This is a genomic window from Cellulosimicrobium sp. EB106-03-01-XG111, from assembly GCF_058792115.1.
Genome location: NZ_JBYTEQ010000015.1, coordinates 1 through 14,678, shown reverse-complemented (window position 1 = coordinate 14,678; position 14,678 = coordinate 1). Strand labels below are relative to the sequence as shown.

Below are 14,678 nucleotides of genomic sequence, written 5' to 3'. Positions count from 1 at the left end.
TCGTCAGTTCGCGGGCGGTGTCAGGAGCAGCGCCCGCCGCCCGGTCGCGCCGGGCGAGTCCGCCGAGGAAGCCCGCGAGGAGCCGAGCATGTCCCCGAACGCACCCGTGCCACCGCCGCCGCCGCCGCCCGGCGGCGTCCCGGGGGCCGCGGTCGGTCGTGACGACGCCCAGCCGACCACGGCGTTCGCACCCGTGCCCGCGCACGCGTCCTCGGGGCTGCCCTCCTTCGCCGCGACGAGCGGCCCCACGGCCCAGGCACCGCGCGCCACGCCCGCGGACGGCCAGCCGACCGTCGTCGCCTCGGCGGCGTCCTTCCAGGCGACGACGGTCCAGCACGTCACGCCGATCACGCAGCTCCCGACGGCGGCGCAGCCCGCGGTCCCGGTGCCCTCGCCGTCCCCCGCGCCGCCGCAGCGCGTGCGCTACGCGACCGAGCAGAACGGCTTCGGCGTCGCGGCCCCGGTCGGGACGGCCGCGGGCCGTCCGGGCTACGCGCCGGGCGACACGTCGGCCGGGTACGCCGCGGCAGGCCCGTACGCGGGCGGTCCCGCGGCGTACGAGCCGACCGGCCAGCCCGCCTACGCGGCGGCCACGCCGCCGTCGCAGCAGCCGGCGTACCACCCCCCGGCCTCGGCGACCCCCGCCGCCGCCCCGCGCGCGGCGTCGACGGGCGCGCCGTCCGGCCCGTCGACCGGCGGGCGCGACGGACGCGGCGGGAGCGGCGGCGGTCGCGGCTCGGACCGTCTGGGTGCGGGGTGGATCGCGTTCATCGTGGTCGACGCGCTGCTCGTCCTCGGGGCGATCGTCTTCGCGATCTCGTTGCTCGGCGGCGGCGACGAGGAACCGCTCGGCGGGGCCCCCACGTCCCCGGCGGCGTCCGCCACGGAGGGTGCGGGAGAGACGGCGCCGGCCGAGCCCACGGTGTCCGAGACGTTCGCGTCCGAGTCGCGGAACATCACCTGCGAGGTGACGGACGTCAGCGCGACGTGCGTCATCGCCCAGCTCGGCGCGCAGCCCGCCCCGGTGGACGGGTGCGACGGCACGGTGGGCTACAAGGTCGTCCTCGACGCCGACGGCAGCGTCGACCAGCCGTGCGTGCCCGCGGCCGAGCAGCCGCAGCCCGCGCCGGGGGACACCGCGATCCTCGACTACGGCACGTCCAAGACGGTCGGCCCCTTCACGTGCGACAGCGCGGAGACCGGCATGACGTGCCGCGACGACGCCACGGGCAAGGGCTTCACGATCGCGCGCGCGGGCATCCGGACGCTCTGACCGGACCGACCACCACGCACGAGGGCCCGCGGCGGGACGACCCGCCGCGGGCCCTCGTGCGTCCGGCGTCACCAGATGCGCACGCGCTCCTCGGGCGCGAGGTAGAGCGCGTCGCCCGGCTGCACGTCGTAGGCGCGGTAGAACTCGTCCACGTTGCGCACGACCCCGTTGCAGCGGAACTCGTTGGGCGAGTGCGGGTCGGTCGCGATGCGCCGCACGACCTCCTCGTCCCGCCCCTTCGACTGCCACACCTGGGCCCAGCCGAGGAACACGCGCTCGATGCCCGTGAGCCCGTCGACGACGGGCGCCTCGTCCAGCGGGCGGCCGAGGGCGATGCGGTAGGCCTTGAGCGCGATGGACAGGCCGCCGAGGTCGCCGATGTTCTCGCCGATGGTCAGCGCGCCGTTGACGTGCGGGCCGTCCTCGCCGAGCTGGGCGGGGCGGTACGCGTCGTACTGGGCGACGAGCGCCGTCGTGCGCTTCTCGAACTCCTCGCGGTCGCGCGCCGTCCACCAGTCCTCGAGGCGGCCCGCGCCGTCGTACTTGGAGCCCTGGTCGTCGAACCCGTGACCGATCTCGTGGCCGATCACGGCGCCGATGCCGCCGTAGTTCACGGCGTCGTCGGCCTCGGGGTCGAAGAACGGGGGCTGGAGAATCGCGGCGGGGAAGACGATCTCGTTCATGCCCGGGTTGTAGTAGGCGTTGACCGTCTGGGGCGTCATGAACCACTCGTCGCGGTCGAGCGGCCGGCCGATCTTGCCGAGCTCGCGGTCCTGCTCGAACGCGTGCGCGCGGCGCACGTTGCCGACGAGGTCGTGCGCGTCGACGACGAGCGCCGAGTAGTCGCGCCACCGCACGGGGTAGCCGATCTTCGGCGTGAAGGCCTCGAGCTTGGCGAGCGCCTTCTCCTTCGTCTCGTCGGTCATCCAGTCGAGCGTCGTGATCGACTCGCGGTAGGCGGCCACGAGGGACGCGACGAGCTCCTCCATGCGCGCCTTGTGCGCGGGCGGGAAGTGCCGCGCGACGTACTGGGCGCCGACGGCCTCGCCGAGCGCGCCCTCGACGACGGAGACGGCGCGCTTCCAGCGCTCGCGCACCTCCTGCGCTCCCGACAGCGTGCGCCCGTAGAAGTCAAAGTTCGCCTCGACGAGGTCGTCGGTGAGGTAGGGCGCCCGGGCGGTGACGAGGTGGTACACCATCCACAGCTTCCAGTCCTCGAGCGGCTCGCTCGCCCAGAGCTCGGCGAACCCGGCGGCGAAGTCCGGCTCGCGCACCACGACGTCGTCGAGCGAGCCCTGCGGCGCGCCGAGCGCGAGGACCCACGCACGCCAGTCGAACCCGGGCGCCTCCTCCACGAGCGCGGTGAGCGTGCGCGGGTTGTAGGTGAGGTCGGCGTCGCGGTCGCGCACGACGTCCCAGTGCTTCGCGGCGAGCCTCGTCTCGAGCGCCATGATCCGCTCGGCGGCGTCCTCGGGCGTCGCGCCCCACGTCTCGGACGTCACGCCCGCGAGCGCGAGCATGCGCGCGACGTGCGGCACGTACTTCTCGCGCACGGGCGCGTACTGGTCCTCGCGGTAGTACGCCTCGTCCGGCAGGCCGAGCCCGGACTGGTAGAGGTAGGCGACGTAGCGCTCGGGGTCCTTCGCGTCGTTGTCGACCCAGAACCCGACGGCGCCGGCGCCGCCCGTGCGCTGGAGGGCGCCGAGCGCGCCGGTGAGCTCGGCCTGCGTCGTCGCGGACGCGATCAGCGCGAGGTCGGGCTGCAGCGGCGTGGTGCCGAGCGCCTCGATGCGCTCGGTGTCCATGAAGCTCGCGTAGAGGGCCCCGACCTTCGCGGCGTCCGGCCCGACGTCCGCGCCGCCCGCCGCGACCTGCTCCCCGAGGTCCGTGATGATCTCGCGGACGTGCACCTCCGCCTGGTCGTAGAGCGCCCGGAACGCGCCGTCCATCGCGCGGTCGGCGGGGATCTCGTGCGTCGCGAGCCAGCGGCCGTTGACGTGGCGGTACAGGTCGTCCTGCGGGCGGACGGCGGGGTCCAGCGCGTCGAGGTCGATGCCGGAGCGCGCGGCGTCGGGGGTGTCGGACGAGGCCGGAGGCGTGGACGTCGGGGAGGTCTGTGTCATGCGTCTCAGGCTACGGCCTCACCCCGGCGGCGAGGGGGCCCGCTGGGGCATGATGAGCCCATGCGCGTTCACATCGCCGCGGACCACGCCGGCTACGAGCTCAAGACCCATCTCGTCGAGCACCTGGGGGCGGCGGGTCACGACGTCGTCGACCACGGTGCCCACACGTACGACGCGCAGGACGACTACCCGTCGTTCTGCTTCGCGGCGGGCGAGGCGGTGGCGGCGGAGCCCGGTTCGCTGGGCGTCGTCATCGGCGGCTCCGGCAACGGCGAGCAGATCGCGGCGAACAAGGTCGTCGGCGTGCGCGCCGCGCTCGCCTGGAACCTGGAGACCGCGCGCCTCGGGCGGCAGCACAACGACGCGAACGTCGTCGCGGTGGGCGCGCGCCAGCACTCGGTGGACGAGGCGGTCGAGCTCGTCGACGCGTTCCTCGCGGAGCCGTTCAGCGGCGACCCGCGTCACCAGCGCCGCATCGACCAGCTCGCGGCGTACGAGGCGGCGCGCGGCACCTCGGCCTGACGTGCCCGAGGGCCACACCGTCCACCGCCTCGCGCGCGCCTTCGGCGAGCTCTTCACGGGCGAGCCGCTCGCGGTGAGCAGCCCGCAGGGCCGGTTCGCCCCCGGCGCGGCCCTGCTCGACGGGCGCGTGCTCGTCGCGAGCGAGGCGTGGGGCAAGCAGATGTTCCTCGGCTTCGCCGCGCCGGGTGCCGCGTCCGACGACGTCCGCTGGCTCCGCGTGCACCTCGGTCTCTACGGGGCGTGGACGTTCGCGGGCGACGGCAGCACCGCCGTCGTGCACGCGATCGGCGCGCCCCGGCGCCGGATCGGCGAGCGCGAGACCGTCCCGGCGGGCCCGGGGGAGGCACCCGGCGCGCCCGACGACGCCTGGTCGCCCCCGCCGCCGCGCGGCGCCGTGCGCGTCCGGCTCGTCGGCGCGCACGCGGTCGCCGACCTCACGGGCCCGACGGCGTGCGAGGTCGTGACGGCCGACGAGAAGCGTGCCGTCGAGGACCGGCTCGGGCCCGACCCGATCCGTGATCCGGGCCCCGGCGAGCCGGATGCGCGCGACGCGTTCGTCGCCGCGGTGCGGCGCTCGCGCAGCCCCGTCGGGCTGCTCCTCATGAATCAGGACGTCGTCGCGGGCGTGGGGAACATCTACCGCGCGGAGGCGCTGTTCCGGGCCGGGCTCGACCCGATGCGGCCCGGCCGCGACGTGCCCGCGGAGGACCTGCGCGGGTTGTGGGACGACCTCGTCGTGCTCATGCACGACGGCGCACGCACGGGCGCGATCGTCTCGACCCGCCCGGAGCACCGCGACGACGGCACGGCCCCCGACGGCTTGGCCCCCGACGGCGCCGCCCCCGACGGCGCGGCGACCGGGCGGCGGCGCGTGCGGCAGAACACCGACGTCGCGCCGGGCGCCGTGCCCGCGGACGAGGCGTTCTACGTCTACCACCGCGACGGGCTGCCGTGCCGGGTGTGCGGCACGCCCGTGCTGCTCAAGGAGCTCGCGGGGCGCAACCTCTTCTGGTGCGGCGTCTGCCAGACGTGACCGCGGGTGCACCCGGGACCCGGGTGCACCCGCCGCGTCAGAACACCCAGCTGCACACCGGCGCGACGGGCCAGCCGAAGGCCGCGCTCGCGCGTGCGAGCGCGCCGGGGGAGTGCTCGGTGACGAGACCCGCCGCGCCGAGGGCTGCGAGCGACGTCCCGCCCAGGTAGGCCGCGCCGAGCTCGCGCACGTCGAGCGAGACGTCCGCCGCGTCGTCGGTCCGCTCGGCCGCCACCGCGCCGAAGGCCTCCGCCCGCAGGCGCCAGCGTCCCGCGTTGTCGGGCAGGCGCGCGTCGGTCACGTGCAGGACGACGTCGACGTCCGCGGCGTACCGGCGCGCGGCCAGCGCGCCGGGCACGTCCACGACCCGGACCCACAGGTTGTCCGCGAGGCGCGGCGACGCGGAGCGCGGGTCCACGAGCAGGCTCGTGACGACGTCGTCCACGGGCAGCATGAAGGGCGTCACCTCGTGCGTGAGGTCGAGGTCGGTGAGCACGCCCCACAGCGCGCGGGCGGCCGCGGCGTCGAGCGCGACGACCTCGCCCGTGCTCACCGGGCCGCGCGGGCCCGTCGCCTCCCACGAGAGCTTGCGGTGGAAGCGCGCGTACCCGCGCGGCTCGCCGTCGAGCTCGACGACCGCGATGCGCGTGGGCTCGCGGTCCTTGCGCCACACCTTGGCGTCGTCCCAGAACGTCGCCTGGAGCTCGGGCGTCTCGCGCGTCGCCCACCCCGGACGGTTGATGCCCGCGCCCTGGCCCGTCGGGTCGGCGCCCGCGCGCTCGTGGATCGTCGCGACGAGCTCGCCGTGCCGCGCGCGGTCCGCGCGCTCGATCCGGACGGTGTGCCGCTCCGCGCCCGGGACGTCGCGCAGCGCGACGCCGCGCGGGACGGTGAGCCGCACGTCGTCGGCCGCCTTGCCGTACCCGAAGCGGCCGTAGATGGCCGCCTCCGCCGCGAAGAGCGCCGAGACCGGCTCGCCCCGCTCGCGGCACCGGGCGAGGTGCGTGTCGATCATCGCGCTGAGGATGCCGCGCCGCCGGTGCGCGGGGTGGACGCCCACCCAGGTGAGGCCCGCGACCGGCGCGGTCGCCCCGGGGACCGGGAAGCGCGCGAACGGGTACGACGCGTGCATCGCCACGAGCTCGTGCCGCACGGGGCGCGCGCCGTCGACCGGCGGCGCGTCGACGTCCTCGCGCTCGACCGTCACGCCGAGCGCGCGCTCCCACGTGAGCGGGAACGGGAGGTCGACGAGCTCGTCGACCTCGACCGGGGAGGGGAACGTGGTCGTGTCGAGGTCGAGCACGTCGCGCAGGTCGGCGGACGTGAGGGGGACGATCTCGTAGCCGTCGGGGAGGCGGGCGGGTCGGTGGTCGTTCATGCCCCCGATCCTCCTGTCCCGGGCCGTGCGCGCGCCAGGACATTCGCGACGGCTAGGGTCGGGCGCCATGGCACGACGCACCCCCGGACGCGGCGGCGACGACGACCGCGCCGACCCCCGGGCCCTCGCCCAGGAGTACGCGACCGCGGTGCTCGACCTCGTGCGGCGCGTCCCGCCCGCGCGGGCCATGACCTACGGGCTCGTCGCGGAGATCGTCGCGGAGTCGCTGGGGCGCGGCGGCCCGCGCCAGGTCGGGCAGGTGCTCGCCGGGTCGTCCGGGGTGGACGACGACGGCGCCCCGGTCCCGTGGTGGCGGATCGTCAACGCGGCGGGGTCGCCGCCCGCGCACCACCTCGACGCGGCGCTCGCGGAGCTCCGCGCCGAGGGGTGCCCGCTGTCGCGCGACGGGCGTCGTGTGGACCTGCGCCGCGCCGTCTGGTTCCCCGGCGCCGACGACTGACCGCCGCGGTCGGGATCAGCCCGGGGTCGGGGCCGCGAGGAGCGGGGCGAGCGTCTGCACGGCCGTCGCGTCGCCCTGGACGAGGAGCGTCGTCACCGCCGTCTCGCGCCACGCCGCGAGGTCGCGCGCGATCTTCTCGGGCGGCCCCACGAGCGCGACGTCCTCGACCATCGACGTCGGGACCGCGGCGGCCGCGAGGTCCTTGCGGCCCGCGAGGTAGTGCGCCTGGATCTCGTCGCACGCCTCGGCGTACCCGAGGCGGTCGAGCGCGTCGCGGTGGAAGTTCGCGCCCTTGGCGCCCATCCCGCCGACGTACAGCGCGAGGAACGGGCGCACCTGGTCCGCCGCCTGCTCGACGTGCTCGCGCACGACGACGGGGACGGTCGCGCTCACCTCGAACGCCGACTCGGGCGAGCGGTCGGGCGCGCGCCGCGCGAAGCCGTCGGCGAGGAGCTCGCGGAACGTGGCGTCCATGCGCGGCGAGTAGAACAGCGGGAGCCACCCGTCCGCGATCTCGGCCGCGAGCGCGATGTTCTTGGGCCCCTCGGCCGCGAGGTGGATCGGGAGGTCGGCGCGCAGCGGGTGGACGGTCGAGCGCAGCGGCTTGCCCAGGCCCGTCCCGACGCCGTCGGGCAGGGGGAGCGGGTAGTGCGGCCCGGACGACGTCACGGGCGACTCCCGGCGCAGGACGTCGCGCACGACCTGCACGTACTCGCGCGTGCGCGCGAGCGGCTTCGCGTACGGCTGGCCGTACCAGCCCTCGACCACCTGCGGCCCGGAGACGCCGAGGCCGAGGACGAACCGGCCGCCCGAGAGGTGGTCCATCGTCAGCGCGGCCATCGCCGTCGCGGTCGGGGTGCGTGCGGAGACCTGCGCGACGGCCGTCCCGAGACGGATGCGGGACGTGCGCGAGCCCCACCACGCGAGCGGCGTGAACGCGTCGGAGCCGTAGGCCTCCGCGGTCCAGACCGAGTCGACGCCGAGGCGGTCGGCCGCCACGATCGCGTCCTGGATGCCGTCGGGGGGACCGGCCGACCAGTAGCCGGTGTGGATGCCGAGGCGCATGCGCGCTCCTCCTCGTCGAGGGTCGTGGTGCCGGGCCGGGCTGCCGCGGACGGGCGGTCGCGGCCGGCGGTGAGCGGGCGGCACCCGAGGGCGTACCGGGCAGGGGGGTATCCGGTACGCACGGTCTCAGGTACCGCCCGCGACCACACTAGCCGATCCGGGCGCGCCCTCGCGGCCCCCTCAGATGACGTACTCGATGAGGAGCGACGGGTCCTCGACGGTCTCGCGCGCGGCGGGCGTGCCCGCCGGCATCCGGACCGTGGCCGGCACGCCGACGGCGACGGCGCCCGCGGGCACGTCCTTGACGACGACGGCGTTGGCCCCGACCTGGACGTCGTCCCCGACCCACACCGGGCCGAGGATCTTCGCCCCGGCTCCGACGACGACGCGGTCGCCGAGCGTGGGGTGGCGCTTGCCCCGCTTCATCGAGCGCCCGCCGAGCGTCGACGTGTGGAACAGCACGACGTCGTCGCCGACCACGGCGGTCTCGCCCACGACGACGCCCATCCCGTGGTCGATGAACAGCCGTCGGCCGATGCGCGCCCCGGGGTGGATCTCCACGCCGGTGAGCGCCCGCGCCGCCTGCGACACGAGGCGTGCCGGCAGGCGCAGCAGCGGCTCGCGCCACATGCGGTGCGCGAGCCGGTAGGCCCACACGGCGTGCACGCCGGGGTACGCGAGAGCGACCTCGAGGCGGCTGCGCGCGGCGGGGTCCCGCCGTCGGGCCGCCTCGAGGTCCTCGCCGAGCACGCGCACGAACCGGCGCAGCCGGTGGCCGGCCGTCCGTGCGCGGGGGTGGGGGTCGGTCACGTCAGTCCAGCAGGTCGGCGTAGAGGACGGAGGACAGGTAGCGCTCGCCGAACGACGGGATGATCGTCACGATGAGCTTGCCCGCGTTCTCGGGACGCGCGGCGAGCTGCAGCGCCGCCGCGATCGCCGCGCCCGACGAGATGCCGACGAGCAGGCCCTCCTCCTTGGCGGCGCGGCGCGCGTACTCGACGGCCGTCTCGGCGTTGACGTCGATCACCTCGTCGTAGACCGAGGTGTCGAGGATCTCCGGCACGAAGTTCGCGCCGATGCCCTGGATCTTGTGCGGGCCGGGCTGGCCGCCGTTGAGGATGGCCGACTCCTCGGGCTCGACCGCGACGATCTGCACGTCGGGCTTGCGCTCCTTGAGCACCTGACCCACGCCCGTGATGGTGCCGCCCGTGCCGATGCCCGCGACGACGATGTCCACCGCGCCGTCGGTGTCGGCCCAGATCTCCTCGGCCGTCGTGCGGCGGTGGATCTCCGGGTTCGCCTCGTTGGCGAACTGGCGGGCGAGGATCGCGCCCTCGCGCTCGGCGACGATCTCGTCGGCGCGGCTGACGGCGCCCTTCATGCCCTCGGAGCCCGGCGTGAGGATGAGCTCCGCACCGAACGCGCGCAGCAGCGCGCGGCGCTCCTTCGACATCGTCTCCGGCATCGTCAGCACGACGTCGTACCCGCGCGCCGCACCCACCATCGCGAGCGCGATGCCGGTGTTGCCCGACGTCGCCTCGACGATCGTCCCGCCGGGCTTCAGCTCGCCGGACGCCTCGGCGGCGTCGATGATCGCGACGCCGATGCGGTCCTTGACCGAGTTGGCGGGGTTGTAGAACTCGAGCTTGCCCACCACGGTGGCGCCGAGCCCCTCGGTGAGCTTGTTGAGCCGGACCAGCGGGGTGTTGCCGACGAGCTGCGTGACGTCGTCGTAGATGCGTGCCATGTCTTCCTCTTCTGTCGACGGCTCGGGGTGAGCCAGGTGGGGGTACCGATGGGGAGCGGGGCGCGCCCGGTGGCCGGGGTCCAGCGTCTCGCGGGGGCGGCGCGGGCGCGCGCGGACGACGGGACGGGCTCGGGCGGGACGAGGGACGTGCGCGGGCGTGCAGGGCACGCGGGGACGGCCGTCGTCAGCGGCAGCCGAGACAGCGACAACAGGAGGTGCGCGGCGTGGCGCGGTGCAGCGATGCAGGACGCGCGGTCGTCGCGGTCATTCCTCGCTCCTCCTGGTCGGTCGCGCCGGGAGCCGCCCGGAGCTCCGGGTGTGCCGACGGCGCGCGTGCCCTGAGGCTATCGGTCCGCGGCGCGGCCCTGCAACGCCGTCCGCGGGGCCCGGGACGACGACGGGCGCCCGGCCGTGGAGGCGGGGCGCCCGTGGTGTCGAGGACGATCGGAGCGGGCGACGGGAATCGAACCCGCGTAGCCAGTTTGGAAGACTGGGGCTCTACCATTGAGCTACGCCCGCGCGGGCCGTGCGATGCGTCCGATGGTCGGCCTGTGCGGCCGCCCGGGACGGCGTGCCACCGACCTGCGGCCGCCACCCTAGCAAACGTCGGCGGGCGGCCGGTGCCCGCGTCGTCGCCCTGCGCGTCCGTGCGCGGCCGGCGCCGTCGGTGGCGCACCGTCCCGCCAGTACACTTGCCCCTGGTCCGCCCGCCGCGGCGGACGACGGGGTGTGGCGCAGGTTGGTAGCGCGTCCGCTTTGGGAGCGGAAGGTCGCAGGTTCAAATCCTGTCACCCCGACCTTCGCGCGGCGCCCTGCGGGGGCGTCGCGGGACGTCGCCGACGTCCGGGCCGTCGCGGCGGCCCCGGTCCCCAGGAGGTGCCCGTTGAGCGAGGCCTTCGCGCCCGCCGGCCCGGCGGCCCGCGTCACCGCCGCCGCGCTCGTCGCCGCCGGGAGCGGCGCGGTGCTCTCGCTCCAGGGGCGCCTCAACGGAGATCTCGGCGCCGCGGGCACGGGACCCGTCCTCGCAGCCTGGCTCTCCTACGTGGGCACCCTCCTGGGGACCGTGCTCGTGATCGTCCTCCGCCGCCGTACCCGGTCGACGCTCGCCGTCGTGCGCTCGACCGCCTCGTGGTGGTGGTTCGCGGTCGGGCTGTGCAGCGTGCCGATCGTCGTCGCGATGGCCGCGGGGATCCCGCTCGTCGGGGTCGCGGTCGCCTCGGTCTGCGCCGTGGCCGGCCAGACCGTCGCCGGGCTCGCGCTCGACGCGCGGGGCGTCGGGCTGCCCGCGCCCCTGCGGCTCACCCCGCGCCGCGCGGGAGCGGGCCTCGCCGCGGTGGCGGGGCTCGGGATCGCGGTGCTCGGCAGCAGCGCGGGCGGCCCCGGGTGGGCGGTGGTCGCGGCCGGTGCGGCGCTCTTCGTCGGCGGGGCGGTCCTGTGCGGCCAGCAGGCCGGCAACGGCCGTGTCACGGAGCTCACGGGCGACCCCGTCGTGGCGACCCTCACCTCGGTCACCGGCGGCCTCGCCGGCATCACGCTCGTGTGCACGCTCGGCGTCCCCCTCGGGCTGCTCGACGGCGTCACCCTCCCGGCGCAGTGGTGGCTCTACCTCGGCGGCCCCCTGGGGACCCTCGTCACCGTCGCGGCCGCGTTCGCCGTCCGGCACCTCGGCACGTTCGTCCTCACGCTGACCGTCGTCGGCGGGCAGATGGTCATGGCGGTGCTCCTCGACGCGGTCGGCGCGGTCGGCCTGCGGTGGCCGACCGTCGCGGCGACGGCGGTCGTGGCGCTCGCGGTGCTGCTCGCCGTGCCGCGACGGGCGCCACGGCCGAGCCGTCGCGTCGAGCGCGCTTGACCGTTCGCGTACGATGGCACGGTTGCCCGTACGCCCGCGTGCGGTGCCGTCCCCGGCCGTCCCCGGCCCGCCCCGATCAGTTGGAGATCATCGAAGTGAAGAGCGCCGTCGAGACCCTGGACCCCACCAAGGTCAAGCTGACCGTCGAGGTGGAGTACGACGAGCTCAAGCCGAGCATCGACCACGCCTACAAGCACATCGCGGAGCAGGTGAACATCCCCGGCTTCCGCAAGGGCAAGGTCCCGCCCCGCGTCATCGACCAGCGCGTCGGCTGGGGCGCCGTGATCGAGCACGCCGTCAACGACGCGCTCTCCGGCTTCTACCGCCAGGCCGCGAGCGAGGAGAACCTGCGCCCCCTCGGCCAGCCCGAGGTCGAGGTCACCGAGATCCCGGCGAAGGCCGGCGAGGGTCAGCTGGTCTTCACCGCCGAGGTCGAGGTCCGCCCCGAGATCACGCTGCCCGCGCTCGACTCGCTCGCGATCACCGTCGAGCCTGCCGAGGTCACGGACGAGGACGTCACCGAGCGCCTCGACGCGCTGCGCGAGCGCTTCGGCACCCTCGTCGGCGTCGACCGCCCCGCGGCCGAGGGCGACTTCGTCGTGCTCGACCTGAAGGCCGAGATCGACGGCGAGGAGGTCGACTCCGTCTCCGGCGTCAGCTACCAGATCGGCTCGGGCAACATGCTCGAGGGCCTCGACGAGGCGCTCACCGGCCTGTCCGCCGAGGAGACGACCACGTTCAACGCGCCGCTGGCCGGCGGCGAGCACGAGGGCAAGGAGGCCGCGGTCACCGTCACCGCCACCTCCGTGAAGCAGCGCGACCTCCCCGAGGCCGACGACGACTTCGCCCAGCTCGCCTCCGAGTTCGACACGCTCGAGGAGCTCACCGCGGACCTGCGCGAGCAGGTCGCGAGCATCAAGACGTCGAACCAGGCCGTCGCGGCGCGCGACGAGCTGCTCAAGGCGCTCAACGACGCCGTCGAGATCCCCGTCCCCGCGGGCGCCGTCGAGGCCGAGGTGCACCGCCACCTCGAGTCCGAGGGCCGCCTGGAGGACGACACGCACCGCGCCGAGGTCACGGTCGAGGCGACCGACGCCCTGCGCAACCAGATCCTGCTCGACACGCTCGCCGAGCAGCTCGAGATCAAGGTCGCGCAGAACGAGCTCCTCGAGTACCTCGTGAGCGCCTCGCGCCAGTACGGGATGGACCCGAACCAGTTCATCCAGTCGCTCGACCAGGGCGGGCAGATCCCCGCGATGGTCGGCGAGGTCGCGCGCTCCAAGTCGCTCGCCGTCGCGCTGCGCCAGATCGAGGTCAAGGACACCGCCGGCAACGTGGTGGACCTGACCGAGTTCATCGGCTCGGACGACGAGGACGCCGCCGCGGACGAGCCCGTCGGGGACGTCGCCGGTGAGCCGGTCGAGGAGGCGCTCGCGGACGACTCCGCCGCCCCTGCGGCCGACGCCCCGGTCGAGGACGACGAGAAGGACGCGACCAAGGCCTGACGCCTCAACGGCCCCGGCCGGACGGTCCCCACGACGGCCCGCACCCTCCGCGCGAGGGTGCGGGCCGTCGTCGTCGGCGAGGGTCGGCGCACCTGGTGCGCCGTCAGCGAAAACGCGGCCCGCCGGGACGAACGGCGGGCACGGACCGCGTTAGGGTCACTGCAGCACGGCTGGACCGGGACGCCCTCCCGGCCGGCCAGGGCAGCGCAGGCGGGGGCGACCCGCGGGAGCGACGAAGGAGATGGATGTGAACGAGCTGTACCTGCCGTCCGACGCGACGGCCCCGGTGAACCGCGCCGAGGGTCCGGGCCTCGGACTCAACGACTCCATCTACAACCGGCTCCTCAAGGAGCGCATCATCTGGCTCGGCTCGGAGGTGCGCGACGAGAACGCGAACGCCATCTGCGCCCAGATGATGCTGCTCGCCGCGGAGGACCCGGACAAGGACATCTGGCTGTACATCAACTCGCCCGGCGGCTCGATCACGGCGGGCATGGCGATCTACGACACCATGCAGTACATCCAGCCCGACGTCGCGACGATCGCCATGGGCATGGCGGCCTCGATGGGGCAGTTCCTGCTGTCGTCCGGCACCAAGGGCAAGCGGTACGCGACGCCGCACGCGCGCGTCATGATGCACCAGCCGTCCGGTGGCATCGGCGGTACCGCGACGGACGTGCGCATCAACGCGCAGCTCATCATGCACATGAAGCAGGTGCTCTCCGAGCTCACGGCCGAGCAGACCGGCAAGCCGCTCGAGCAGATCCTCAAGGACAACGACCGGGACAGCTGGTTCACCGCGCAGGAGGCGCTGGAGTACGGCTTCATCGACCACGTCGTCACCAACGCGTCGTCCGTGACCGGCGGCGGCGGCACCACGGGTTCCTGACCCCGCACCGGACACCAGACTTCACCGAGGAGAACCCGTGAGCTTCAGCGCCGAGTCCCAGTACCTGTCCACCGCCCAGCGCCTCGCCGGCCCCGCGGCCCGCCCCGGCGGCGTCGCCCTGCCGGGCGGCGCGCCGTCCGCCCGCTACGTGCTCCCGCAGTTCGAGGAGCGCACGGCCTACGGCTTCAAGCGGCAGGACCCCTACACCAAGCTGTTCGAGGACCGCATCATCTTCCTGGGTGTCCAGGTCGACGACGCGTCCGCGGACGACGTCATGGCCCAGCTCCTCGTGCTCGAGAGCCAGGACCCGGACCGCGACGTCATCCTCTACATCAACTCGCCGGGCGGGTCGTTCACCGCGATGACCGCGCTCTACGACACGATGCAGTACATCAAGCCGCAGATCCAGACGGTCTGCCTCGGCCAGGCGGCCTCCGCCGCGGCCGTGCTGCTCGCCGCGGGCCAGCCGGGCAAGCGGCTCGCGCTCCCGAACGCGCGCGTGCTCATCCACCAGCCCGCGATGGAGGGCGGCGGCTACGCGCAGGCGTCCGACATCGAGATCCACGCGAACGAGCTCATCCGCATGCGCGAGTGGCTCGAGGACACCCTCGCGCTGCACTCGGGCAAGTCGGTCGAGCAGGTTCGCCAGGACATCGAGCGCGACAAGATCCTCACCGCCGAGCAGGCGAAGGAGTACGGCCTCGTGGACCAGGTCCTCGAGAGCCGCAAGGCTGTCGCGATCAACAAGCCGTGACCCGGCACGCCTGACCACGCGCCGGGGAACCCGTCCCCCCGGGGAAGTAGCGGGACAAAGATCCAGCGCCGGGGGAG

13 protein-coding genes and 2 tRNA genes are annotated in these 14,678 nt (G+C 74.8%); 9 read left to right on the top strand and 6 right to left on the bottom strand.

The genetic code is table 11. The features are described from left to right. The first annotated feature begins 88 nt into the window (after positions 1–88). On the top strand, positions 89–1,273 hold the full coding sequence (locus AC3WT4_RS12315; protein ID WP_492315564.1) for a hypothetical protein: 1,185 nt from the start codon (positions 89–91) through the stop codon (positions 1,271–1,273). 68 nt (positions 1,274–1,341) lie between these two features. On the opposite strand, the gene AC3WT4_RS12310 is transcribed toward AC3WT4_RS12315, so the two are convergent. Beyond that, complete coding sequence (locus tag AC3WT4_RS12310; protein WP_492315563.1) at positions 1,342–3,396, bottom strand: M13 family metallopeptidase; 2,055 nt, start codon at positions 3,394–3,396, stop codon at positions 1,342–1,344. A gap of 60 nt (positions 3,397–3,456) precedes the next feature. Here AC3WT4_RS12310 and AC3WT4_RS12305 point away from each other — a divergent pair, with 60 nt between their 5' ends. After that, the gene (locus tag AC3WT4_RS12305; protein WP_074810546.1) at positions 3,457–3,918 is read left to right on the top strand and encodes a ribose-5-phosphate isomerase; all 462 of its coding nucleotides are present in this window, start codon (positions 3,457–3,459) and stop codon (positions 3,916–3,918) included. Between the two features lies 1 nt (position 3,919). Beyond that, positions 3,920–4,951, top strand: coding sequence for an Fpg/Nei family DNA glycosylase (locus AC3WT4_RS12300; protein ID WP_492315562.1), 1,032 nt, complete (start codon positions 3,920–3,922; stop codon positions 4,949–4,951). A 37-nt stretch (positions 4,952–4,988) separates the two neighbouring features. On the opposite strand, the gene AC3WT4_RS12295 is transcribed toward AC3WT4_RS12300, so the two are convergent. Continuing rightward, entirely contained in the window at positions 4,989–6,329 is a 1,341-nt protein-coding gene (locus tag AC3WT4_RS12295; RefSeq protein WP_492315561.1) for a GNAT family N-acetyltransferase, read from the bottom strand. Between the two features lie 67 nt (positions 6,330–6,396). Here AC3WT4_RS12295 and AC3WT4_RS12290 point away from each other — a divergent pair, with 67 nt between their 5' ends. After that, on the top strand, positions 6,397–6,789 hold the full coding sequence (locus AC3WT4_RS12290; RefSeq protein WP_492315560.1) for an MGMT family protein: 393 nt from the start codon (positions 6,397–6,399) through the stop codon (positions 6,787–6,789). 15 nt (positions 6,790–6,804) lie between these two features. Here the strand turns inward: AC3WT4_RS12290 and AC3WT4_RS12285 are convergent, their stop codons facing one another. The 4 genes from AC3WT4_RS12285 to AC3WT4_RS12270 form a co-directional block, all read right to left on the bottom strand. Beyond that, positions 6,805–7,854, bottom strand: a complete 1,050-nt coding sequence (locus AC3WT4_RS12285; RefSeq protein ID WP_492315559.1) for an LLM class F420-dependent oxidoreductase — start codon at positions 7,852–7,854, stop codon at positions 6,805–6,807. A gap of 180 nt (positions 7,855–8,034) precedes the next feature. Further along, the gene (gene epsC / locus AC3WT4_RS12280) at positions 8,035–8,664 is read right to left on the bottom strand and encodes a serine O-acetyltransferase EpsC (protein ID WP_255180981.1); all 630 of its coding nucleotides are present in this window, start codon (positions 8,662–8,664) and stop codon (positions 8,035–8,037) included. A gap of 1 nt (position 8,665) precedes the next feature. Then, positions 8,666–9,601, bottom strand: coding sequence for a cysteine synthase A (cysK, locus tag AC3WT4_RS12275; RefSeq protein ID WP_492315558.1), 936 nt, complete (start codon positions 9,599–9,601; stop codon positions 8,666–8,668). A gap of 448 nt (positions 9,602–10,049) precedes the next feature. Beyond that, positions 10,050–10,120 (bottom strand) — tRNA-Gly (locus tag AC3WT4_RS12270). A gap of 204 nt (positions 10,121–10,324) precedes the next feature. On the opposite strand from AC3WT4_RS12270, the gene AC3WT4_RS12265 reads away from it, so the two are divergent. The 5 genes from AC3WT4_RS12265 to AC3WT4_RS12245 all read left to right on the top strand — a co-directional run bounded on the left by AC3WT4_RS12265 (position 10,325) and on the right by AC3WT4_RS12245 (position 14,601). Beyond that, positions 10,325–10,398, top strand: a tRNA-Pro gene (locus AC3WT4_RS12265). Positions 10,399–10,484: 86 nt separating this feature from the next. Next, positions 10,485–11,453: a DMT family transporter gene (locus AC3WT4_RS12260; protein WP_492315557.1), complete on the top strand. Its 969-nt coding sequence runs from the start codon at positions 10,485–10,487 to the stop codon at positions 11,451–11,453. A 95-nt stretch (positions 11,454–11,548) separates the two neighbouring features. Further along, positions 11,549–12,958, top strand: coding sequence for a trigger factor (gene tig / locus AC3WT4_RS12255; protein WP_492315556.1), 1,410 nt, complete (start codon positions 11,549–11,551; stop codon positions 12,956–12,958). A gap of 241 nt (positions 12,959–13,199) precedes the next feature. Continuing rightward, entirely contained in the window at positions 13,200–13,847 is a 648-nt protein-coding gene (locus AC3WT4_RS12250; RefSeq protein WP_044144211.1) for an ATP-dependent Clp protease proteolytic subunit, read from the top strand. 37 nt (positions 13,848–13,884) lie between these two features. After that, entirely contained in the window at positions 13,885–14,601 is a 717-nt protein-coding gene (locus tag AC3WT4_RS12245; protein WP_074810524.1) for an ATP-dependent Clp protease proteolytic subunit, read from the top strand. Positions 14,602–14,678: the final 77 nt, after the last annotated feature.